Here is a 21,388-nt window from a genome sequence, read left to right as displayed (position 1 = left end):
CGAAACACCGCGGAACCGGCTTTGCCGGGCCGCCGGTGTTGCCCCCGGTAGGGGGTTGGCGTAGCGACACGAAGTGCGCGAAGACTGGGGGCGAGCCCTTCCTCTAGCCTGGCATCGGTTCGCGCATGGTCACGAATTCTTCAGCCGCCGTTGGGTGGATGCCCACGGTGCTGTCGAACAGCGCCTTGGTCGCGCCCGCGCGCATCGCCACGGCAAAGCCCTGCACGATCTCGCCCGCGTCGGCGCCCACCATGTGCAGGCCGACCACGCGGTCGGTGGCCTTCTGCACCACCAGCTTCATGAAGGTGCGCTCGCCGCGTCCAGAAAGCGTGTGGCGCAGCGACTTGAATTCGCTCGAGAACACCGCGACCTCGCCGAACCTGGCGCGCGCGTCGATCTCGGTGTAGCCGCAGGTGCCGATGTTCGGGTGCGTGAACACCGCCGTCGGAATGAATTCGTAGTCGAGGGCGCGCTTGCCCTGGCCGAACAGGGCATCGACCACCACCATCGCTTCCGCCAGCGCCACGGGCGTGAGCTGCACGCGGGTGGAAACGTCGCCCACCGCATAGATCGACGGCACCGAACTGCGGTAGTTCGCATCGACCGCGATCGCGCCGCGCTCGTCGAGCGCCACGCCCGCGGCCTCCAGGCCGAGGCCCTGCGTGTTGGGCACGCGACCGGTGGCAAAGAGCACCGTGTCGGCGTCGATCTGCTGGCCGCGCGCCAGCGTGACGACGGGCCCGTTCGGGCCGCGCGCGATCGACGTGGCCTCGATGTTGAGCCGCACGTCGACGCCCGCCTTGCCCATTTCGTGCGCCACGAACTGCCGCAGGTCGTCGTCAAAACCGGTGAGCAGATGCGCGCGGCGATGCAGCTGCGTCACCTTGGCACCCAGGCCGTTGAAGATCGATGCGAACTCGCAGGCAATGTAGCCGCCGCCCACCACCAGCAGGCGCTTCGGAAAAGGACTGAGATCGAACATCGCGTCGGAGGTCACGATGTGTTCTCGTCCCGGTATCTCCGGCACGAAGGGCGTGCCGCCGGTGGCCACCAGCAGATGGCGGGCCGTGTGCCGCTTGCCGTCGACCTCGACCGTGTGGCCATCGGCCAGCTGCGCCCACCCCGTGACCAGCGTGACGCCTGAATTCTTCAGCAGCGAGGCATACACACCGTTGAGCCGCGTGATTTCCTTGGCGCGCTGCGTCTTGAGGTAGGCCCAGTCGAATTGCGGCGCCTCAGGCAATTTCCAGCCGTAGCCGGCGGACTCCTCGAAGGATTCGGCATAGCCGGCTGCGTAGCTGTAGAGCTTCTTCGGAATGCAGCCCACGTTGACGCAGGTGCCACCGAGTTCGGCCGCCTCGGCCAATCCCACGCGCGCGCCTTGCTGCGCGGCCATTCGCGCGGCGCGAACGCCGCCACTGCCGCCGCCGATGACGAAAAGATCGAAGTCGAATGTGGGCATGGAAAAGACGCTCCTTGGCGGCGACTGTAGCCGCCAAGGAGGCGCCGGTGCTGGAGAGGCTTGCGCGCGGCGCCATGCACGGCCGCGCGCGCGGCGTTCAGCGCTGCTGGTCTGGAGAGGTCAAGAGCCGGCGGCGTTCGTCGGCGCCGAGCTGGCCTGGCTGGGCAGGGGGATGCGGCTGGGGCTGGGCCTGAGGGGGCGGCGCGAAGCCGCGTTGCTGCTGCATCGCGCGCACCTGCGCTTCCTGGGCCTGGCGCTGGGCCTGCTGTTGTGCCTGGAGCTGCTGCTGCGCCTGGACGGCGCGTTGCTGAGCCTCTTGCTGCTGGCGCAGCATCTGTTGCTGGGCCAGGGCTTGCTGCTGTGCCGCCCGCTGTTGCTGCTGCAACTGCTGCTGGGCTTGTGCCTGTGCCTGGGCCTGCGCCTGCGCCTGCGCCTGCGCAGCGGCGCGCTGCTGCATTTCCTGCTGCTGCCGCTGCGCCTGTTGCTGCTGTTGATGTTGCTGTTGCTGGAGTTGCATCTGCTGCTGGTGCTGCTGGCGTTGTTGCGACTGGTCCGGGGCGCCGCGTTGCGGCCACTCCTGCTGCTGCTGCTGCTGGCGCAAGCCCTGCTGGCGCTGCCATTCCATTTGCTGTTGTTGCTGCAGCTGCTGGGAGGGTTGTCCCTGCAATGCGCGCTGCTGGGCCTGCTGCATCTGCCGGGCCTGCCGCGCCTGCTCGTACTGCAGCTCCTGCTGCTGGCGCACCATCGGCGGGGTCGGCGGCGGCAGCACGGCCGCAGGCCGGCCAAAGCCGCTGCCGAAGTTGTGCACGGGAACTCCCGGCGCCGGCGCCACCGGCACGCGCGCAAAGCGGTCGTCCGGCACCCGCACCAGGTCGCGCCGGCCGAAGGGGCCGCGGCCGAAGCGGTCGGCCGGCAGCACGGTCACGGCGCCCGGCATCCGCTGGTTGGCATAGAAGTCGTTGCGCACCTCGCCCTGCCGGTTCCGGTAAGCCGCCATGCGGTTCACCTGGTCCACGTAGCGCGGGCTCGCGCGATAGCCGGGCCGCCATGGCTCGCCGGGCGCCAGCGGGAACCAGCCCACGCCGCTGCGGCCGTCGCCGATCTGCAGGGTGGCGTTCGCGCCGCCGCCCACGAAGCCAACCAGCGCTGGCGAATACACCGGCCGCGTGGTCGTCCGCCCCGGCACCCAGGCCCAGCGCGGACCCACGCGGGCCCAGCGGCCATAGTGGAAAGGCGCAAAGCCCCAGGGCGCGGCATCGACCCAGGTCAGGCCCCAGGGCGCGATGTTCACCCACTGGCCGTCGCGGTAGGGCGCCCATTCGGCGTCCACGTTGCGTGGAAACCAGACGTCGCCGTAGGTGGGGTCGCTTTGCCAGTCGCCGTAGATGTCGAGCTGCTGGTAGCCGACGACTTCGCGCGACACGTAGCGCGCGGAAATCGACTGGTCCTCGATGCGGTTGCGCTCCGCCACCCATGCATCGAAGCTGCCGTTCTGCCCCGGCGCGCCGCCCACCGCGGCCAGGTTGCGGCCGCCGACCGTGAGCTGCTGCCGAGCGCCCAGCGATTGCGATTCGCCGTTCTCGCCGTGGAGCGTGACGCGGCCCGAGGCCACCGCGATCCAGGTGGTGTCGGCGGCGGGGTCGGCCGCAATGCGGTATTCGCCGGGTGCGTCGATCACCACGGCAAGGTTGCCGGTGTCGACCTCGACGCGCTGGCCGGAGAGGTCGTCGCGTACGCGCAATTGCAGGTTGCCCTGGTTCGCGGTGAGGCGCACGGTGTCGTCGTCCAGCTCGGAGAACTCGACATGCGTCTGGCCGTCGATCCGCAGCGTTGCCGAGCCGATGTGCACTTCAGCGCGCGCATTGCGGTCGGTCCAGAGCCGGTCGCCGGTGGTGATGGGGCGATTGGGCTGCGCGTCGTACCAGCTGTCTTCGCCGGCGGGCGCGAAGCTCACCGCGCCCTCCTGCAGGTTCAGGCGGGCCACCCGGCCCGGCGGGTCTTGCTGTGCGCTGGCTGCCGCGCCGAGGCACAGCAGCGCCAGTCCGAGCAGCCACCGGTGCAGCGGCCGGGGAGGAAGGATGGAAAGAGCGGGGCGTTTCATGGTTTGTCTCTGGTTCGCGGGACCGGATGAAAGCAATGGATATGTAACGCGCGAGAATCCGCTGCCGCTGTCAGCGCAGGCCCCCTGCTTGGTGAAGCGCACGCACATTCGGCAACCGCTTGTAATGAGGGACCCTGCATGAAAAACGACAAATATCAAGGCGTATCGGGCCAACCGCGCTACCGAAACAAGAGCAAGCCGCGCTGGCTCGCGACGCTGGCGCTGGGCGCGATGTCCATCGCCATCCTGCCGGCGGAAGCCCAGCTGGCGCGCAAGCCTTCCTACTACCAGCAGCAGAACAACAAGGCCGCTCCGGAAAGTGCGGCCGGGCAGCCCGCAACGCGCGTGGCGGCACCTGCGTCGCTGCCCGCGCTGCGCAGTCGCGGCGACTTCGACAGCCTGGCGCGCGTCTACGACCCCGGCACGCCGATGCAGCTGGCCCACGTGCTGTTCGCGGTCGACCGCCAGGCCAGGCCGGTGCGCACCTACTACATCGACACGCCGCGCTACCAGTTGCACGTTCGCTTCGTGCGGGACACCGGGCTTGCGCCGAGCGCGGGCAAGCGAGAGATCGACCGCAACTATCTCGTGCCCGATCGCCGCTTCCTCTTCGGCACGCTGAGCTGGCAGCAGAACATCGGAAGCTTCACCTACGAGTTCTGGGAGGGCGACCAGCTCACGCCCGCGCTGCTGCGCCAGGTGGATGCAGAGGTGAAGGCCAGCTTCTTCGCGCCCGTGAAGTTCAAGACCAACTCGACGCAGCACGATCGGGTCGCCAAGGAAGCCGGCATCGATTTCGTCAGCCAGGAAGCGCTGATCCGCGAACAGCCCTACATGCCGATGAATCTGGGCACGGCCACGGGCCGCGTTCGCATCGTGGACGAGGCTTCGGGCGCGAACGCATTGAATGCGCTGTTGCCCGACGACATCGCCGTGCTGCGCCAGGTGCCGATCAACCTGCCGCCCGTGGCCGGCGTGGTGACCGAGCGGCCGTCTACCGCGCTCTCGCACGTCAACCTGCTGGCCAAGGGCTGGGGCATTCCCAATGCCTATGTGCGCGATGCCGCATCCGTGCTGCGCGAGCACGCGGGCCAGTGGGTGGCGCTCAAGGTCGCGGCCTCGGGCTACCAGGTGCGCCGCCTCACGCCCGACGAGGTTGCCGCGCTGCCGCCGCGCAACGTGCGCACCGCGGCCATCGGCGCGGTGCCCGGCAGTGCCAAAGCCGCCAAGCCCGACCTGCGCGAAACCCGCCTGCTGCCGCTCGCCTCGCTGCGTGCGCGCAACAGCGCGCAGTGCGGTTCCAAGGCCGCCAATCTTGGCGCCGTGCTGGCCGCGCGCATTCCCTCCACCACGGTACCCGACGGTTTCTGCATTCCCTTTGCGCACTACGACCGCTTCATGCGCGCGAACGGCCTCGCCGACCGCATCGCACGCATGCAGCAGCAACCCGGCTTTGCGAGCGATCCGCAGATCAGGCAGAAGGCGCTGGCGCAGTTGCGCGACGAGATCGTCAAATGGCCGGTCGATCCCGCCACCGCGGCGTCGTGGCGCGCCGCATGGCAATCGCAGCTGGGCGGCGGCGGCGTGTTCGTGCGCAGCTCGTCCAACTCGGAAGACCTGCCCGGCTTCAGCGGCGCGGGGCTCTACACAACGATGCCCAACGTCAAGACCGGCGACGCGCTGGAGCTCGCGGTGAAGAAGGTCTGGGCCTCGGTCTTCAATCCCGAAGCCTGGGAGGCGCGCAGCGCCGCGGGCTTCGGCGCCGAGTCGGTGCTGATGGGCGTGTTCGTGCAGACCGCCATCGATTCGACCAACGCCGGCGTGATGATCACGCGCGACCCCTTCGACGCCGGGCATCCGCACGTCACCTACATCTCGGCCAAGCGCGGCATCGGCATCCGCGTGGTCGAGGGCCAGCGCGTGGCCGAGCAGGTGATGTATTCGAGCTGGTCGAAGGCGATCCAGGTGCTGAGCCGCTCGGCCGAGGAGACGGCGCTGCAGCTCGACAAGGACGGCGGCGTGAAGGAAGTGCCGGTGGAGCTTGGCCGCAACGTGCTGACCGATGAGCTGGTCGTGCGGCTTGCCAACGTGGGGGCGGCCGTGAAGCGCACGTTCAATGCGGTCGATCAGGACATCGAGTGGGCGACGGTAGGCGACAGGATCGTGTTGTTGCAGGTGCGGCCGTATGTGGAGCGGCGGCGCTGATCGGGCTGACCTCGCAGCCTGCTCACGGTGCTGGCGGCCGCGTTGTGGATCGCCAGCACGCCAATGTCACCCATACAGGTACTGCGGCAACCACAGCGTCAACCCTGGCCAGATGTACATGAACACCATGCACAGGATCACGATCAGCATGTACGGCATCATCCCCGCGAAGATCTGGTTGATCGTCACGTGCGGTGGTGACACCCCCTTCAGGTAGAAGGCCGACATTGCCACCGGTGGCGACAGGAACGCCGCCTGCAGGTTCACGAACACCAGCACGCCGAACAGCAGCGGGTCGATCTGGAAGTGCGTGAGCAGCGGCAGGAAGATGGGCACGAAGATCACGATGATCTCGGTCCACTCGAGCGGCCAGCCGAGGATGAAGATGATTGCCTGCGACAGCAGCAGGAACTGCAGCGGGCTGAGGTTCATGCCCAGCACCCATTCCTCGATGATGCGCTGGCCGCCCAGCAGCGCGAACACCGCCGAAAACAGCGCCGAGCCCACGAACAGCCAGCAGACCATCGAGGTGGTCTTGAGCGTGAGGAATACGGCCTCCTTGGTCTTCTTGAAGTTGAGCGTGCCGGCTTGCCACGCCATCAGGAAGGCGCCGGCCGCGCCCACCGCGGCCGATTCGGTGGCGGTCGTGATGCCGAACAGAATCACGCCCAGAACCACCAGCGTGAGCGTGGCAAGCGGCATCACCGACGACACCAGCATGCGCAGGATCTCGAACTGCTCCGCATCCAGGCGCCAGTAGTACCAGGCCAGCATCACGAGCGTGAAGAGGCTGGCGATCAGAAAGCCCGTGTAGAAGGCTTCGGGCACCGCGGCGGTCTTCGGCGCATCGACTGCTTCGCCGAGCTGTTGCAGGCCGCCCTCTGAAGCCGCCGCCGGTGAAGCGGCCTCGCTGCCGGGTGGCTCCTCGACGCCGCCAGGCGGCTCCTGCAGGCCGCCGTCCGATGCCGGCTCCTTCGGATCTTCCGAAGCCGGCGGTTCGGCCAGCCCGGTGCTGGAAGAGGACGAAGCCTCGGGCAGCGGCGCAGCAGTTCCCGCGGCCTTCTGTGTCGCCTGCTGCTGCGCCACCGGCGCGTTGTTGTCTTTCTGCGAGTAGATGGCCACGTACCACCAGACCGAACCCAGCGTCACGGCCGCGAGTGCGAGCGGCACCAGCGCGCTGAGCAGGCTGCGCAGCAGCAGCCACCAGGTGATGCGCACGCCCTCGACCGTGGCGCGCAGCGCGCGCGCCGGCGACACCACGGCCGCGGCGAGAGCGGGCAGCATGCGCGGCGAATAGCTGGCTGCGATGTGCGCGACCCAGGGCGAGATGGGGGCGCGCTGCTTGTCGGCCGGCAGCTTGGGCGCGACCTTCGGCTGCAGCACGGCCCAGCCGATCACGTAGACCAGATAGAGAAAGGCGAGGAAGAAGCCGGGGAACATCGCCGCCGCATAAAGCTTGACCACCGACTGTCCGGCCACGGCTGCGTACACGATGATCATCACCGAGGGAGGAATCAGGATGCCGAGCGTGCCGCCCGCCGTGATCACGCCGGCTGCAAGGCGCGTGTCGTAGCCGGCATTGAGCATCGGTCGCATCGCGATCACGCCCATCAGCACCACCACCGCGCCGACGAGGCCGCTCGCGATGCCCCAGAAGGTGCACACGATCAGCGTCGTCACCGCGAGCGAACCCGGCACGCGGCGAAAGGCGAGCTGCACGCTGTGGAACATCTTGTCGACCAGCGCACCACGCTCCATCACATAGCCCATCAGCACGAAGAGCGGGATCGACAGCAGCGTCTCGTTGGTCATGGCACCGAAGGCGCGCTGCACCATCAGGTCGAAGATCTTGTTGTCGAGCCAGGGCGAGGCGGGATCGTAGAAGGCGATGAAGCCGAAGAACATGCCCAGCCCCATCAGCGTGAACGCCGTGGGAAAGCCGAGCATGATCACGACCACGATCAGGCCGAGCATCGAGAGGCCGAGTGCGGGTTCGCTCATTCGGCAACCTCCGTGCTTCGCACTTCGGTGCGAGCTTGCTTGGGGCGGCCCGGCGCGGCGCTCATGCGGAACCTCCCGTGCTGTCGCTCTTGCGTTGCTGCGCGGCCTGCTCGATGGCCTTGGCCTTCTCGATCACCTCGCGCTTGTCGGCTTCGTCGACATAGCTGCTGCCGGCGAGCTGGTCGCCGACCACGTCCATTTCTTCCGCGTCCTTCAGGCGCGGCGTCCATACGCCGGTCTTCAGGCACAGCACGCAGCGCACCATCTCGGCGATACCCTGCAGCAGCAGCACCGCGCCGGCCACCGGAATGACGAACTTGAACGGGTAGACGGGGATCGGGTCTGCATTGAAGGTCTGCTCGTGCATGGCGAGCGATTCGCCGAAGTAGGTCCAGCCCGACCAGGTGAGCGCCACCACGCCGGGCAGGAAGAAGAGCGCGAACAACACGAGGTCGAGCGCGGCCTGCGTGCGCGGCTTCATGCTGCCGTAGAAGAAATCGCCACGCACATGGCCGGCCTGCGAGAGCGTGTAGGCCCCGCCCATCATGAAAAGCGTGCCGTAGAGCATGTTGTTGGCGTCGAAGATCCAGGCGGTGGGCGCGTTGAGCGCGTAGCGCTTGAAGACCTCCCCGCATACCAGCAGCATCAGCGCCACGATGAGCCACGAGAAGGTCTTGCCGACGGCCATGCTGAACCGGTCGACGGCGTGAAGGAAGCGTTGGGTGTTCATGTCGTGGCACACCGTGGAGGTACAGACCGGCGGTCAGCCCTTCTTTTTGCCGAAGTAATGCGCGTAGGCCATCTTGAAGTCGACCGCGTAGTCGTTCTGCCACTGCAGCGCACGCTCGGCGAACACGCGCTGCGACTCCAGCACCTTCTTGAAGAGCGGGTTCTCCTCGGACTTCTTCGCCACGGTCTTGTCCCAGGCCGCGAGCTGCGCGCGCAACACCGCGTCGGGCGTCTTGTAGAACTTGATGCCGGCCTTCTTCATGTCGGCATAGTCCTGCGAGTTGCGCTGCACCGCCTTCCAGCTCATGTCGGCGCTCGCGGCCTGCACGGCGTAGTCGATGATGGAGCGCAGCTCTTGCGGCAGCGCGCTGTACTTGCCCTTGTTGAACAGCACCTCGAACTGCTCGCCCGACTGGTGGAAGCTCTGCAGCATGCAGTTCTTCACCACGTCGGGGAAGCCGAGCACGCGGTCGCTCGACGCGTTGTTGAACTCGGCCGCGTCGATCAGCCCGCGGTCGAGCGCGGGCACGATCTCACTGCCGGGCAGCGGGTTCACGGCCGTCCCCATCTCGGTGAACATGTCGACCGCCAGCCCAACGGTGCGGAACTTGAGCCCCTTCATGTCCTCGACCTTGGCCACCGGCTTCTTGAACCATCCCAGCGGCTGCGTCGGCATCGGGCCGTAGAGGTACGACACCACCTCCATGTTCAGGCTCTTGTAGATCTCCTCGAGCAGCGCCTTGCCGCCGCCGTAGCTGTGCCAGGCCAGCACCGTGTTGGCGTCCATGCCGAAGCCCGGGCCCGATCCCCACAGTGCGAGCGCCGAGTTCTTGCCGTAGTGGTAGGCCACCACGCCGTGGCCGCCGTCGAGCGTGCCCTTGTTCACCGCTTCGAGCAGCTGGAACGCCGGCACCACCGCGCCCGAGGGCAGCACCTCGATCTTGAGGCGGCCGCCGGCCATGTCATTGACCTTCTTGGCGAAGTCTTGCGCGTATTCGTGGAAGATGTCCTTGGCAGGCCAGGTGCTCTGGAAACGCAGCGAGGTGGTCTGGGCCATGCTGACCATCGGCGCCGACATGGCGCCTGCAGCCACGGCCACACCCTTGAGAAGGTTGCGGCGGCGGGGCGATTTGCTGTCTGTCATGTTGTCTCTCTCCATACAAGTTCCGACCGAAGAAATCCTGCCCACCCTTCCTGGCGTTATGTTCGGCAGGCCCATCCGCATCTTTGGCGCGCCGGAATATGCGACAAACAGGGTTTTCACGAACTGGTGAAAAATTCCATCATCCGGACGGGGGCTGGAACAAAGCTCAAGGGAGCCGTCCCCTGTAGTTACCCTGTCTATCGAAAGGACGCAGAGAGATGACCGAACCCGTTGGGGAAAAAGGCTATGCCGGCGACGTGACGCCCGAGCAGGCGGCGCTGTGGATGGCGAGCGGCGAGGCTGTGGTGGTCGACATACGCAGCGACGCCGAGCGCGAATGGGTCGGCTACGTACCCGGCGCCGTGGCGGTGCCCTGGAAGCAGTGGCCGGGCATGGTGCCCAATCCGGCCTTCGACGACGGCATCCGTGCCGCGGGCGAGGGCAAGCAGAAGCTGGTGCTGCTGTGCCGCAGCGGCGTGCGTTCCATTGCCGCCGCCAAGCGCGCAACCGACCTGGGCTTTGAGGCCTACAACATTCTCGAAGGCTTCGAGGGCAACGCCGACGACCAGGGGCACCGCGGCACGATCGGCGGCTGGCGCAAGCGGGGACTGCCCTGGAAGCAGAACTGAAATGAAAAACGCCCGCCGGAGCACGGCGGGCGTCTACTTGGGTGCCGGGCGATCAAGGCGCCGGAATGCGCAGCTTCTGGCCTGGGTAGATCTTGTCCGGGTGGGTCAGCATCGGCTTGTTGGCCTCGAAGATCGCGTTGTACTTGTTGGGGTCGCCGTAATATTTCTTCGAAATGGCCGAGAGCGTGTCGCCCTTCACCACGTCGTGGTACTGGGCGGGCGGCGCGGCCGGTGCGACCAGATTGTTGTCCACGCTCGTCACGTTGGCCACGTTGCCCGCCGCAAGCGCGGCTTTTTCGCTGGCCTCCTGCGAGGGCGCCTGGCCGGACAAGGTCACCAGCCCGCTGCTGGCGGTGTAGGCCACCTGGAGGCCCGTGAGCCCGAGATTCTGCGTCTCGATGTAAGTCTTGATGGCCGCCGCAGCCTTGGTGTTGGCGTCAGGCTCGGCGGCCTGGGCCGACGATCCGCCGAACAGTTTTTCACCGGCTTCCTTGATGAAACTGAGCAATCCCATGGTGATCTCCTTGTGCCGTGGTGGATGGAACTGGCGAATGTAGCGGCGGAACGGGAGGTGCCGGCGTAGGCCCGCGCCGCGTGTGTCAGCGACGTGCCAGCATGAATGCCGACAAAGTCGCAATAATCCCGCGCATGGCATCCCCCTTCCTCGCGATCGACATCGGCAACACCCGCCTCAAATGGGCTCTCTACGATGCCGCGCATCCGGGGGCTGTGCTGCAGGCGCATGGGGCCGAGTTCCTGGACCACATCGAGCGGCTGGCCGAAGGCCCCTGGGCCGACCTGCCCGCGCCCGGTTCCATGCTGGGCTGCGTGGTGGCGGGCGATGCGGTGCGCCGCCGCGCCGAGGAGCAGATCGAGGAGCGCTTCGACTGCGCGCCGCGCTGGGTGGTGTCGAGCGCGGCCGAGGCCGGCATCGTCAACGGCTACGACCATCCCACGCGGCTGGGCGCCGACCGCTGGGTGGCGATGATCGGTGCGCGCCAGCGGATGCTGGACGCCGGGCCGGCGCGGCCGATGGTGGTGGTGATGATCGGGACGGCCGTCACGGTCGAGGCCATCGACGCTGGGGGCAAGTTCCTCGGCGGCTTGATCCTGCCGGGCCACGGCATCATGCTGCGCGCGCTCGAATCCGGCACCGCCGGGCTGCACGTGCCAACCGGCGAGGTGCGCGAGTTTCCTACCAACACCAGCGACGCCCTGACCAGTGGCGGCACCTACGCCATTGCCGGCGCCGTCGAGCGCATGGTGCAACACGTGCGCTCGCACTGCGGCGCCGAGCCCGCCTGCTACATGACGGGCGGCGCTGGCTGGAAGATGGCGCCCGTCATGAACGGCGACTTCGAACTCGTCGAAAGCCTGATCATGGACGGACTCCTGGTCATTGCCCGTGAGCGCGCCGCGGGCTGAGCCTTTCAAGAAGGCTCAGGGGCGCATCAGCGCCTCGGCCACCGCCTGGAAGGCCGGCAGCGTGAGCGGGTCGTTGCCGGCGCTGGCGGCCACCGGATGCGCGGCGTAGCGCACGATCACCATCTCGGCCTTCGGATCGACATAGATGCTCTGCCCGTGGATGCCGCGCGCCATGTAGGCGCCGTGCGCGTTGTTCGTGACCCACCACATGTTGCGGTACGACCAGCCCGGCAGCAGCGCGTAGCCGGCCTTGGCAAACTTGGCCGGATCGCCGCCGCGCTGGATGTCTTCGACTACCGCCTTGGGAATGGCCTGCTGCCCATTGGGCGCGCGGCCGCCGTTGCGCATGGTTTCGCCGAAGCGCGCAATGTCGCGCAGCACGGTGTTGAGCCCGCCGCCGCCCGACTCGGTGCCAATCCGGTCGACCATGAAATAGGCGTCCTGCTCGGCGCCGATGCGACGCCAGATCTTCTCGCTCAGCAGATCGGCGAGCGGCTGGTTGCTGACGCGGCGCAGGATCCAGGCCAGCACTTCGGCGTTCACCGTCTTGTAGGCAAAGGCGGCGTCGTGTGCGCCTTCCTTCTTCAGCGTGGCGAGAAATTCGTAGAACGACTTGGGACCGGCGTAGTTCGGCCCTTGGGTCAGCATGCCGCCGGCGCGCGCGTAGTCCCAGATCTCGGCCTTCGGGTCGGCGTAGTTCTCCGAGTAGTGCACACCGATGGTCATGTCCATTACCTGGCGCACTGTGGCGTCGCCGTAGGCGGTGTCCTTGAGTTCGGGCAGGTAGCGGGTGACCGGCGCCGACGGGTCGAGCTTGCCTTCGTCGGCGAGGATGGCCGCCAGCGTGCCCACGAAGGACTTGGTGACCGACATCGCGAGGTGCGGCCGCTCGGGCGTGAGCGCGCCGAAGTACTTCTCGTAGACCACGCGGCCGCGGTGCAGCACCAGGATGCCATCGGTGTAGGTGCGCGGGATCATCTGCGCGAAGGTCACGGTCTCTTCGCTACCGAGTGGTTTGAAAGTGACGGCTTCGATGTCGTTGCGCGGCGCCGCAGGCAGCGGGCTCGCCGCGCCGCTGCCGCGCCACACGTTGGCGGTGGGCACGGTTTCACGCACGTGCGAGAAGCTCCAGCGCGTGCGCGGAAACACGCCGCCGGCCGGGTTGTCGAAGGTGATCAGCTTGTCGGGCGGGGGCGGAAATCCCTTCATCCAGCCCAGGGCCTCGACCGAAGTGGCCGCGGGGTCGGGGGGCGCGGCGGGCGGGGAAGTCTGGGCGTTGGAGGTGTTCACGGCAAGGAGTGTGAAGGCGGCGGCAAGCGCCGTGCGTTTGATAAATGACATGGGCAGCGGCGCTCCGGTGGAATTCATCATCATCATCATCAAAGGCCGCTGAAGCGCGCGGGCCGGCGTTCGACGAAGGAGCGCACGCCTTCGGCTGCGTCCTCGCTGTTCGACAGGCGCTTCTGCGTCTCGATGAATTCCGACACTGCCGCGAGGGGCCCCTGTTCCACTGCCTTGATCACGTTGAGCCGGGTGGCCACCACCGCCAGCGGCGCCTGCGCCGCGATGCGCTGCGCAATGGCCAGCGCCGCGTCGAGCTCCTGCCCGGCCGGCACCACCTTCTGCACGAAGTTGAGGCGATAGGCCTCGGCGCTGTCGAACTCGTCGGCCGTGAGCAGGTGCAGCATCGCGTTGCCCACACCCGCGCGCTCGGCCATGCGCAGCGTGGCGCCGCCTGTGGCCATGATGCCGCGCTGCACCTCCATCTGCGAGAAGCGGCAGTTGTCGGCCGCCACCACGATGTCGGCGCCCAGCATCAGCTCGATGCCGACCGTGAAGCAGATGCCCTTCACCGCCACCACCATCGGCTTGGTGCGGCGGCGGTAGCCGGGCAGGCCGAAGTCGTGCGGCTCCACCAGCCCGGCCGGAATGGCCTTCTCGCCGCGCTTCATGTACTCGGTGACTGCCGGCAGGTCGAGCCCGGCCGTGAAGTGGTCGCCGAAGGCGTGCAGCACGCCCACGCGCAGGTCGGGATCGTCGTCGAGCCGGGTGTAGGCCTCGGCCAGTTGCTTGAACATCGGCGGCGTCCAGCCGTTGCGCTTGGCCGGGCGGTTGATGCCGATCAGCAAGACATGGTCGATCACCTGGGCGTCGATGCAGCCTTCCGGCGGAGGGTTGGTGGGCACGGCGGTCATGGTTTTTGTCTCCTTTTGTTCTTGTTGGATGACGCTCAGTAGGCGTACACGCCGCGCCCCGTCTTGCGCCCGAGCTGGCCGGCCGCGACCATTTCCTTCAGGAGCGGGCAGGGGCGGTACTTGGAATCGCCGAACTGCTCGAGGTAGACCTCCATCACGGCCAGGCACACATCGAGCCCGATCATGTCGGCCAGCGCCAGCGGACCGATCGGCTGGTTGCAGCCCAGCTTCATGCCGGCGTCGATGTCTTCGGCCGTGGCGATGCCTTCGGCCAGCACGAAGAAGGCCTCGTTGATCATCGGCACCAGGATGCGGTTCACCACGAAGCCAGGCGCGTTCTTCACCGTGATCGGCGACTTGCCGAGCGTCTCGGCCAGCGCCTTGACGGCGTCATGCGTCGCGTCGCTCGTGAGGTAGCCGCGGATCAGTTCCACCAGCGCCATCATCGGCACGGGGTTGAAAAAGTGCATGCCGATGAAGCGGTCGGGCCGCGAGGTGGCGGCCGCGAGCTGGGTGATCGAGATCGAGGAGGTGTTCGAGGCAATGATCACCTCGGGCGCCAGCAGCTCGTCGATCTGCTTCAGGATCTTGAGCTTGAGCGCATGGTTCTCGGTGGCGGCCTCGATCACCAGCTGCGCGCTCTTCAGGTCGTCGTAATTCGTCGAGCCCTTGATCAGCGCAAGCGCCGCGGCCTTTTGCTCGGCCGTGAGCTTCTCTTTCTTGATCAGCCGGTCGAGGCTGCCCGAAACGGTGGCCAGGCCCTTGTCGACCGCCGCCTGGGCAATGTCGACCATCACCACGTTGACGCCGGCCACCGCGCAGGCCTGTGCAATGCCATTGCCCATCGTTCCGGCGCCGATGATGCCGACAGTCTGGATCGTCATGAGAAAACTCCTTGAAGAAGAAAAAAACGGGGGAAGGGGAGCGGGTGGGGCGCTGGCCGCCGCCGCGGCAGGAGATCGATTGTGAAGCAGCCCCGCCAGGCCTCCGTTGCCGCGCGTGACACGGGGCGCCCGCGGGTGGCTTACAGTGCGGCGGTTGACTTTTCTTCTCTCTTTTCGATCCCGACCATGACCACCCTCGGCACCCCTCTTTCCCCCTCCGCCACCCGCGTGATGCTGCTCGGCTCCGGCGAGCTCGGCAAGGAGGTGCTCATCGCCCTGCAGCGCCTTGGCGTCGAGACCATCGCGGTCGACCGCTACGACAACGCGCCCGGCCAGCAGGTGGCGCACCACGCACGCACCATCACCATGAGCGACCCCGAGCAGCTCAAGGCGCTCATCGAGGCCGAGAAACCCCTGCTCGTGGTGCCCGAGATCGAGGCCATCGCCACGCCGATGCTGCAGCAGCTCGAAGACGCCGGCGTGGTGCGCGTGATTCCCACCGCCCGCGCCGCCCGCCTCACGATGGACCGCGAAGGCATTCGCCGCCTGGCGGCCGAAACGCTGGGCGTGCCCACCAGCCCTTACAAGTTCTGCGACTCGCTGGCCGAGCTCCAGGCCGCCATCGACGGCGCGGACGGGAAAGGTATTGGGTATCCCTGCATCGTCAAGCCCGTGATGAGCAGCTCCGGCAAGGGCCAGAGCAAGATCGACGGCCCGGCCGACGTGCAGAAGGCCTGGGACTACGCCATGGCCGGCGGCCGCGTGAGCCACGGCCGGGTCATCGTCGAGGGCTTCATCGACTTCGACTACGAGATCACGCTCCTGACCGTGCGTGCCAAGGACGCGGCCGGCGCGGTGCAAACGCAGTTCTGCGAACCCATTGGCCACGTGCAGGTGAGCGGCGACTATGTCGAGAGCTGGCAGCCGCATGCCATGGCACCGGCCGCGCTGCAGAAGGCGCAGCAGATCGCAGAGGCTGTCACGGCGGACCTCGGCGGCCAGGGCCTGTTCGGCGTCGAGCTGTTCGTGAAGGGCGATGAAGTCTGGTTCAGCGAAGTGAGCCCGCGTCCGCACGACACCGGCATGGTCACCATGGCCACGCAATGGCAGAACGAGTTCGAGCTGCATGCGCGAGCCATCCTCGGCCTGCCGGTGGACACCTCGCTCAAGAGCCCAGGCGCCAGCGCGGTGATCTACGGCGGCGTCGATGCCACCGGGATTGCGTTCGACGGCGTGGCCGAGGCGCTGCAGGTGCCCGGCAGCGACATCCGCCTGTTCGGCAAGCCCGAGAGCTTTGCCAAGCGCCGCATGGGCGTGGCCCTGGTGCATGCGGCCGACACCGACACCGCCCGCAAGCTGGCCAAGGAAGCCGCCTCGCGCGTGAAACCGCGCAAGGCCTGAAGCGCCACGCGCGGCACAGTCAAAAGGTTGACAGCCAGTTTTCGCAAGCGGCGAGCGGCGCCTGCGGGCATCGTGCGGATGAGATCGGGAGAACCTCTGCCCGACCCACCGGAGACACCATGCTGCACCCCCAGGCGCGCGCCTTGCTCGACTTCATCGAGGCGCGCAGCATCCCGCCGACTCACACCCTCTCGCCGGCCGAGGCGCGCGCGTTCTATCGCGACCGGCGCGCCGCCACCCAGCCCGAGGCGCCGCAGGTCGCCGAAGTCCGTGAGCTGAACGCCGAAGGGCCGCGGGGCGCCATCCCGGTGCGCCTGTATCGCCCCTTGGGCTCCACGGCCGGCGCTGCACTGCCGGTGCTCGTCTACTTTCATGGCGGCGGCTGGGTCATCGGCGATCTCGACACCCATGACGTGCTGTGCCGATCGCTCGCCAACGGCGCGGGCTGCGCGGTCGCATCGATCGACTACCGCATGGGACCGGAGCATCGGTTTCCGGCTGCCGTGGACGACGTGCTGGTGGCCACGCGCTGGGTGCATCGCCAAGCCCTTTCGCTGGGGCTCGATGCAGGGCGCCTGGCCGTGGGCGGCGACAGCGCCGGCGGCAATCTCGCGGCGGTGGCCGCCATTGCGGCGCGCGATTCGGGCGACCTGCCCATCGCCTTCCAGCTGCTGATCTATCCCGCCACGGACCAGCGCCGCGGCCACCCCTCGCATGAGGCCAACGGCCAGGGATACCTGCTGACCCGCGACACGATGGCCTACTTTCACGACCACTACATCGACAACGCCCGGCACGACCTCGATTGGCGCGCATCGCCGTTGCTGCACGGCGACCTCTCGGGCCTGCCGCCCGCGCTGGTGCTCACCGCCGGCTACGACCCGCTGCGGGACGAAGGCATGGCCTACGCCGAGGCGCTGACAGCCGCCGGCAATCGCGCGGCGTACGTTTGCTTCGAGCGCCAGATCCATGGCTTCATCACCATGGGCAAGGTGCTCGACGAGGCCCATACGGCCATTGCGCTGTGCTGCGCCGAGCTCCGCCGCGCGCTTCTGCCGGCCTAGGGAAAGTCCCCGCGCAAATGGACGCCTTGCAGCAGGCCCCGGCCGCTACGATCCAGCCAACGCAACGCCGGCCCCTGGCCGACGGCGGCCGGATGCAGGAGACAGACACCATGCAGCGAACGAAGACGGCGCCGCCCGAAAGTGGCGGCCCGGAGCGCGGGGAGCGCCTGATGTGGCTCACGCATCAGCGGGTGTTCTACGCGGGCCTGCTCGGTGCCGCGGCGGAACGCACGGTGGGCGGGCATGGCGTGTACGTGTCGCCGGCCGGTGCGCCGCCCAACCGCCTCTGCATCGGCGGGGGCGCCTGGCAGACGGGCGAGCTGCTGGTGGTGCCGCCGCACGTGCCGCATCGGGTGGAAAGCGCGCATCCGCTCATCTTCAATTTGCTGATCGAATCCGAGTCCGTCGATCCCGCGCGCCTGCCCGGCTTTCTGCAGCATTGCGGGCCGGTCGATGCGCCGGCGTTCGTGCAGCACATGCGCGATGCGCACGCGCAGCTGCTTGGACTCTCGGGCCGCCAGAGCTTCGAAGGCCTGGAGTTCGACCGCATCTTCTTCGGCGAGGCGCTGGCGCCGCGCGCGCTCGATGCACGCATCCGCAAGGTCATCGACGCCATCAATGCCGACCCGGCCGCGCCCGCCTCGGCCGAAGACTGCGCGGCCTCGGTGCACCTCTCGTTCTCGCGTTTCCTGCATCTGTTCAAGCAGGAGACCGGCATGGCGTTTCGCGCCTTCCGGGCCTGGAAGCGCGCGCGCAGCCTGCTGCGCTACGTGCGCCAGACCAGCACGCTGACCGATATCGCGCTGGACGCCGGCTACCCCGATTCGACGCACTTCAGCCATTCGATTCGCCAGGTCTACGGACTCAAACCGAGCGACATCCTGGCCGGCTCGCGCCGCCTGGCGCTGCATGACGCAGCCGGCGGCCTCAGGCACTAGGCGCAGGGAGACAGAAGCCGCATGCAGACTCTCCAGCTCCTTCTCTCAGGCATTGCTCAGGGTTGCATCTATGGCTTGATCGCGCTGGGCTTCGTGCTGATCTACAAGGCCACCGAAACCGTGAGCTTTGCGCAGGGCGATCTGATGATGCTCGGCGCCTTCGGTGCATTTGCCGGCATGTCGCTGTTCGGCCTGCCGTTCTGGCTCGCGGCCATCCTCGCGGTAGTGGCTATGGCCGCCTTCGGCGTGCTGCTCGAACTGGTGGTGATCCGCCCGATCCTCGGGCAGCCGCAGTTCTCCATCGTGATGCTGACCATCGGCATTGCCTACGTGGCGCGCGGCCTCATCACCATGGTGCCGGGCATCGGCACCGACACCCACACGCTGGCCGCGCCCTACAAGGACCAGATCTGGAAGCTCGGCGGACTGGTGGTCAATCTCGAGCAGCTGGCCATCATCATTGCCACGGCCATTCTCTGCGGCCTGTTGTTCGCGATGTTCCGCTACAGCAAGCTCGGCATTGCCATGCAAGCCTCGTCGCAGAACCAGCTCGCGGCGTACTACATGGGCATTCCGGTGAAGCGCCTGAACGGATTGGTGTGGGGGCTCGCGGCGGCGGTCGCGGCCATTGCCGGCATGTTGCTTGCGCCCATCACCTTCGTGCACGCGAACATGGGCTTCATCGGGCTCAAGGCCTTTCCGGCCGCGGTGGTGGGCGGCTTCGGCAGCCTGCCGGGAGCCATCGTCGGCGGGCTGGTGATCGGCATCGTCGAATCGTTCGCGGGTTTCTATTTGCCCGACGGTTTCAAGGACACGGCGCCCTACATCGTGGTGCTGCTGATGCTGATGATCAAACCCAATGGCCTGTTCGGCGAAAAGCTGCGCAAGAAGGTGTAGTCCGATATGCGCTTCATCTTCAAGACCAGCTACGACCAGGACATCCGCCTTGCGCGGCACGGCGGCCATGTGTTCTGGTATGGGCTCCTGGTCGCGTTCCTCATCGTCGCGCCATGGGTGATCGACGAATACTGGCTCGCGCAGCTGACCTTCGTGCTGATCTACGGCATCGTCGGTCTGGGGCTGATGCTGCTGGCGGGCTTCACGGGGCAGTTCTCCATCGGCCACGCGGCGTTCCTTGGCGCGGGCGCCTATACGCAGGGCGTGCTGACCAACCTGGGCGTGCCGTTTCCGATCGCGCTGCTCGCGGCCGCGGCGCTCTCGGCGGCGGTGGGCGTGGTGGTGGCCCTGCCGGCCTTGCGCGTGAAGGGTATCTACCTCGGCATCGCGACGCTTTCGTTCGGCTTCATCGTCGAGGAAGTGTTCGCGCGCTGGGATAGCGTCACGGGTGGCAATTCGGGGCTTCACGTGAAGTCGCCGCAGCTCTTCGGCTGGTCGCTGGGGTCGGGCAACGGCTTCTACTTCTTGTGCCTGGTGGTGGCGGTGCTCAGCACGCTGGGCATCCTGAACCTGCTGCGCTCGCCGACAGGCCGCGCTTTCGTCGCCATCCGCGATTCAGAGATTTCCGCGCAGAGCATGGGCATTCACCTGGCGCGCTACAAGACGATGTCGTTCGCGATTTCGGCCGCGCTCGCGGGGCTGGGGGGCGCGCTGTACGCGCACAAGCTCAGCTTCATCTCACCAGACCAGTTCAACATCCTGCAGTCCATCGACCTGCTGCTGATGGTGGTGATCGGCGGACTCGGTTCGGTGCACGGTGCGTTCCTGGGTGCGATCTTCCTGATCGCGATGCCGCAACTGATCTCGATGGGCAAGGACTGGTTGCCGGCCGTGGTCGGACAGGCACCGGGGCTGCAGGGGCTGGTGTACGGCCTGGTGCTGATCGCCTTCGTGCTGTTCGAGCCGCTGGGGCTTTACGGACGCTGGCTCAAGATCCGGACCTGGCTGCAGCTCTTTCCGTTCTACCGCAAGGGGCTGTTCAAGCGACAGAAGTCGTTCACCAAGTCGGATCGGCTGAGATGAGCAGCGGCGACGTTCTTCTTTCGGCGAAAGACCTGAGCGTGCGCTTCGGCGGCGTGCTCGCGGTCAACAAGGTGAGCTTCGACGTGCGCCGCGGCGAGGTGTTCACGCTGATCGGCCCCAACGGTGCGGGCAAGACGACGGTGTTCAACCTCATCAGCCGCATCTACACGCCGACCATGGGCGAGATCACGTGGCACGGCGAAGCGGCCGGCCCATTGGCCTTGACGCACCAGGCACCCCATGCGATTGCTGCGCTCGGCATTGCGCGAACCTTCCAGAACATCGAACTCTTCGAACACGCCACCGTGTTGCACAACCTGCTGATCGGCCGTCACACTCATCGGCAGACGGGTTTCTGGAGCGAGGTGTTCTTCACGCCCGCCACCCGCCGCGCCGAGATCGCGGCGCGCGAGAAAGCGGAGCAGGTGATCGAGCTGCTGGACCTGCAGCATCACCGCGATTCGATGGTGGCGGGCCTGCCTTATGGGGTCCGCAAGGTGGTGGAGCTTGCTCGGGCCTTGTGCACAGAGCCCAAGCTGCTGCTGCTCGACGAACCATCGTCGGGGCTCAATGTCGAGGAAACGGCCGACATGGCGTTCTGGATCCAGGACATCCAGCAAGAGCTGGGCGTGTCGGTGCTGATGGTCGAGCACGACATGTCGCTGGTGTCGAAGGTGTCCGACCGCGTGCTGGCTATGAACATGGGCGAGGTCCTGGCCACCGGCACGCCGCGCGAAGTGCAAGCGGATGCGCGTGTCATCGAGGCTTATCTCGGGACCGTGGACGATGTGAGCAGCTTGAGAAGGGTGGCGGCATGAATGCCTTGTTCGCTGCTTCGTTGGAGACGCCCGGCATGCGGCACGGCGCGGGCGCCCCCACTATGCCGGCCGCTTCGCGGCTCCCCTGCGGTGCTCGCGTTTCGCGGGGTCTCGCAGAACTCGCTTCGCTCAAACAGCTGCGAGCCCTGATCCGCGAAACGCTGCGCTCCTCGGCGGCACAGAGGGGGCGCCCACCCCGCACCGCACACCGGGCTTTGGGGTGGAGAAATCACCCTGAGCGTGCCCACGGCGTTGGGGCCCATGCCCCCGGCGGGCCGTTGAGGCACCGCCGAGCAGCGGAGCGACGGGCGGATCAGGGCTCGCAGCTGTTTGAGCGCAACGCAGTGGAGCGAGTTCTGCGAGACCCCGCCTGTCGTGAGCAGCGCAGGGGAGCCGCGAAGCGGCCGGTGAC

The 21,388-nt window shown here is 67.3% G+C and carries 18 protein-coding genes; 9 read left to right on the top strand and 9 right to left on the bottom strand.

Going from position 1 to position 21,388, the window contains the following annotated elements; all coding sequences use genetic code 11:
- Window positions 1-103: 103 nt before the first annotated feature.
- Together gorA and BLR24_RS28855 are read right to left on the bottom strand one after the other, a co-directional pair.
- Window positions 104-1,462: a glutathione-disulfide reductase gene (gorA, locus tag BLR24_RS28860; protein ID WP_093023875.1), complete on the bottom strand. Its 1,359-nt coding sequence runs from the start codon at window positions 1,460-1,462 to the stop codon at window positions 104-106.
- A gap of 97 nt (window positions 1,463-1,559) precedes the next feature.
- Window positions 1,560-3,563, bottom strand: coding sequence for a DUF6600 domain-containing protein (locus BLR24_RS28855; RefSeq protein ID WP_093023874.1), 2,004 nt, complete (start codon window positions 3,561-3,563; stop codon window positions 1,560-1,562).
- A gap of 138 nt (window positions 3,564-3,701) precedes the next feature.
- Between BLR24_RS28855 and BLR24_RS28850 the strand changes: the two genes are divergently transcribed.
- Window positions 3,702-5,768 (top strand): PEP/pyruvate-binding domain-containing protein, encoded by a 2,067-nt coding sequence (locus BLR24_RS28850; protein ID WP_093023873.1) that lies wholly within the window; start codon window positions 3,702-3,704, stop codon window positions 5,766-5,768.
- 66 nt (window positions 5,769-5,834) lie between these two features.
- On the opposite strand, the gene BLR24_RS28845 is transcribed toward BLR24_RS28850, so the two are convergent.
- From BLR24_RS28845 to BLR24_RS28835, 3 genes are all read right to left on the bottom strand, one after another.
- Window positions 5,835-7,769 carry a TRAP transporter large permease gene (locus BLR24_RS28845; RefSeq protein ID WP_093023872.1) on the bottom strand — a complete coding sequence of 645 codons (1,935 nt, stop codon included), beginning with the start codon at window positions 7,767-7,769 and terminating at the stop codon, window positions 5,835-5,837.
- 61 nt (window positions 7,770-7,830) lie between these two features.
- Window positions 7,831-8,499 carry a TRAP transporter small permease subunit gene (locus BLR24_RS28840; protein WP_093023871.1) on the bottom strand — a complete coding sequence of 223 codons (669 nt, stop codon included), beginning with the start codon at window positions 8,497-8,499 and terminating at the stop codon, window positions 7,831-7,833.
- Between the two features lie 33 nt (window positions 8,500-8,532).
- Complete coding sequence (locus tag BLR24_RS28835; RefSeq protein WP_093023870.1) at window positions 8,533-9,642, bottom strand: TRAP transporter substrate-binding protein; 1,110 nt, start codon at window positions 9,640-9,642, stop codon at window positions 8,533-8,535.
- 218 nt (window positions 9,643-9,860) lie between these two features.
- On the opposite strand from BLR24_RS28835, the gene BLR24_RS28830 reads away from it, so the two are divergent.
- Window positions 9,861-10,271, top strand: a complete 411-nt coding sequence (locus BLR24_RS28830; RefSeq protein ID WP_093023868.1) for a rhodanese-like domain-containing protein — start codon at window positions 9,861-9,863, stop codon at window positions 10,269-10,271.
- 52 nt (window positions 10,272-10,323) lie between these two features.
- Here BLR24_RS28830 and lysM read toward each other — a convergent pair whose 3' ends face one another.
- The gene (lysM, locus tag BLR24_RS28825) at window positions 10,324-10,785 is read right to left on the bottom strand and encodes a peptidoglycan-binding protein LysM (protein WP_093023866.1); all 462 of its coding nucleotides are present in this window, start codon (window positions 10,783-10,785) and stop codon (window positions 10,324-10,326) included.
- Window positions 10,786-10,919: 134 nt separating this feature from the next.
- Between lysM and BLR24_RS28820 the strand changes: the two genes are divergently transcribed.
- Window positions 10,920-11,696 (top strand): type III pantothenate kinase, encoded by a 777-nt coding sequence (locus BLR24_RS28820; RefSeq protein ID WP_093023864.1) that lies wholly within the window; start codon window positions 10,920-10,922, stop codon window positions 11,694-11,696.
- Between the two features lie 15 nt (window positions 11,697-11,711).
- Here BLR24_RS28820 and BLR24_RS28815 read toward each other — a convergent pair whose 3' ends face one another.
- The 3 genes from BLR24_RS28815 to BLR24_RS28805 are packed head-to-tail and all read right to left on the bottom strand — an operon-like array spanning window position 11,712 to window position 14,775.
- Window positions 11,712-13,037 carry a serine hydrolase domain-containing protein gene (locus BLR24_RS28815; protein ID WP_093023958.1) on the bottom strand — a complete coding sequence of 442 codons (1,326 nt, stop codon included), beginning with the start codon at window positions 13,035-13,037 and terminating at the stop codon, window positions 11,712-11,714.
- A gap of 38 nt (window positions 13,038-13,075) precedes the next feature.
- Entirely contained in the window at window positions 13,076-13,891 is an 816-nt protein-coding gene (locus tag BLR24_RS28810; RefSeq protein WP_093023862.1) for a crotonase/enoyl-CoA hydratase family protein, read from the bottom strand.
- Window positions 13,892-13,926: 35 nt separating this feature from the next.
- Entirely contained in the window at window positions 13,927-14,775 is an 849-nt protein-coding gene (locus BLR24_RS28805; RefSeq protein WP_093023860.1) for a 3-hydroxybutyryl-CoA dehydrogenase, read from the bottom strand.
- A 186-nt stretch (window positions 14,776-14,961) separates the two neighbouring features.
- Here BLR24_RS28805 and purT point away from each other — a divergent pair, with 186 nt between their 5' ends.
- The 6 genes from purT (at window position 14,962) to BLR24_RS28775 (ending at window position 20,976) form a co-directional block, all read left to right on the top strand.
- A complete protein-coding gene (gene purT / locus BLR24_RS28800) occupies window positions 14,962-16,176 on the top strand; it encodes a formate-dependent phosphoribosylglycinamide formyltransferase (protein ID WP_093023858.1) in 1,215 nt (404 codons plus the stop codon).
- 119 nt (window positions 16,177-16,295) lie between these two features.
- Window positions 16,296-17,240, top strand: coding sequence for an alpha/beta hydrolase (locus tag BLR24_RS28795; RefSeq protein WP_093023856.1), 945 nt, complete (start codon window positions 16,296-16,298; stop codon window positions 17,238-17,240).
- A gap of 110 nt (window positions 17,241-17,350) precedes the next feature.
- Window positions 17,351-18,178, top strand: coding sequence for a helix-turn-helix domain-containing protein (locus BLR24_RS28790; RefSeq protein ID WP_093023957.1), 828 nt, complete (start codon window positions 17,351-17,353; stop codon window positions 18,176-18,178).
- Between the two features lie 21 nt (window positions 18,179-18,199).
- On the top strand, window positions 18,200-19,075 hold the full coding sequence (locus BLR24_RS28785; protein WP_093023854.1) for a branched-chain amino acid ABC transporter permease: 876 nt from the start codon (window positions 18,200-18,202) through the stop codon (window positions 19,073-19,075).
- A gap of 6 nt (window positions 19,076-19,081) precedes the next feature.
- A complete protein-coding gene (locus BLR24_RS28780) occupies window positions 19,082-20,158 on the top strand; it encodes a branched-chain amino acid ABC transporter permease (RefSeq protein ID WP_093023852.1) in 1,077 nt (358 codons plus the stop codon).
- A complete protein-coding gene (locus BLR24_RS28775) occupies window positions 20,155-20,976 on the top strand; it encodes an ABC transporter ATP-binding protein (RefSeq protein ID WP_055798234.1) in 822 nt (273 codons plus the stop codon). Before BLR24_RS28780 ends, BLR24_RS28775 begins: the two co-directional genes overlap by 4 nt.
- Window positions 20,977-21,388: the final 412 nt, after the last annotated feature.

Source organism: Variovorax sp. OV700, assembly GCF_900099805.1.
Classification (GTDB): Bacteria; Pseudomonadota; Gammaproteobacteria; order Burkholderiales; family Burkholderiaceae_C; genus Variovorax.
Note: the sequence above shows the minus strand (reverse complement) of the source record. Positions and strands in the feature narration are given on the sequence as shown.

Coding starts and splice junctions, on each gene's coding strand:
- gorA (WP_093023875.1), bottom strand. CDS start 1,462: ATGCCCACATTCGACTTCGATCTTTTCGTCATCGGCGGCGGCAGTGGC.
- BLR24_RS28855 (WP_093023874.1), bottom strand. CDS start 3,563: ATGAAACGCCCCGCTCTTTCCATCCTTCCTCCCCGGCCGCTGCACCGG.
- BLR24_RS28850 (WP_093023873.1), top strand. CDS start 3,702: ATGAAAAACGACAAATATCAAGGCGTATCGGGCCAACCGCGCTACCGA.
- BLR24_RS28845 (WP_093023872.1), bottom strand. CDS start 7,769: ATGAGCGAACCCGCACTCGGCCTCTCGATGCTCGGCCTGATCGTGGTC.
- BLR24_RS28840 (WP_093023871.1), bottom strand. CDS start 8,499: ATGAACACCCAACGCTTCCTTCACGCCGTCGACCGGTTCAGCATGGCC.
- BLR24_RS28835 (WP_093023870.1), bottom strand. CDS start 9,642: ATGACAGACAGCAAATCGCCCCGCCGCCGCAACCTTCTCAAGGGTGTG.
- BLR24_RS28830 (WP_093023868.1), top strand. CDS start 9,861: ATGACCGAACCCGTTGGGGAAAAAGGCTATGCCGGCGACGTGACGCCC.
- lysM (WP_093023866.1), bottom strand. CDS start 10,785: ATGGGATTGCTCAGTTTCATCAAGGAAGCCGGTGAAAAACTGTTCGGC.
- BLR24_RS28820 (WP_093023864.1), top strand. CDS start 10,920: ATGGCATCCCCCTTCCTCGCGATCGACATCGGCAACACCCGCCTCAAA.
- BLR24_RS28815 (WP_093023958.1), bottom strand. CDS start 13,037: ATGTCATTTATCAAACGCACGGCGCTTGCCGCCGCCTTCACACTCCTT.
- BLR24_RS28810 (WP_093023862.1), bottom strand. CDS start 13,891: ATGACCGCCGTGCCCACCAACCCTCCGCCGGAAGGCTGCATCGACGCC.
- BLR24_RS28805 (WP_093023860.1), bottom strand. CDS start 14,775: ATGACGATCCAGACTGTCGGCATCATCGGCGCCGGAACGATGGGCAAT.
- purT (WP_093023858.1), top strand. CDS start 14,962: ATGACCACCCTCGGCACCCCTCTTTCCCCCTCCGCCACCCGCGTGATG.
- BLR24_RS28795 (WP_093023856.1), top strand. CDS start 16,296: ATGCTGCACCCCCAGGCGCGCGCCTTGCTCGACTTCATCGAGGCGCGC.
- BLR24_RS28790 (WP_093023957.1), top strand. CDS start 17,351: ATGCAGCGAACGAAGACGGCGCCGCCCGAAAGTGGCGGCCCGGAGCGC.
- BLR24_RS28785 (WP_093023854.1), top strand. CDS start 18,200: ATGCAGACTCTCCAGCTCCTTCTCTCAGGCATTGCTCAGGGTTGCATC.
- BLR24_RS28780 (WP_093023852.1), top strand. CDS start 19,082: ATGCGCTTCATCTTCAAGACCAGCTACGACCAGGACATCCGCCTTGCG.
- BLR24_RS28775 (WP_055798234.1), top strand. CDS start 20,155: ATGAGCAGCGGCGACGTTCTTCTTTCGGCGAAAGACCTGAGCGTGCGC.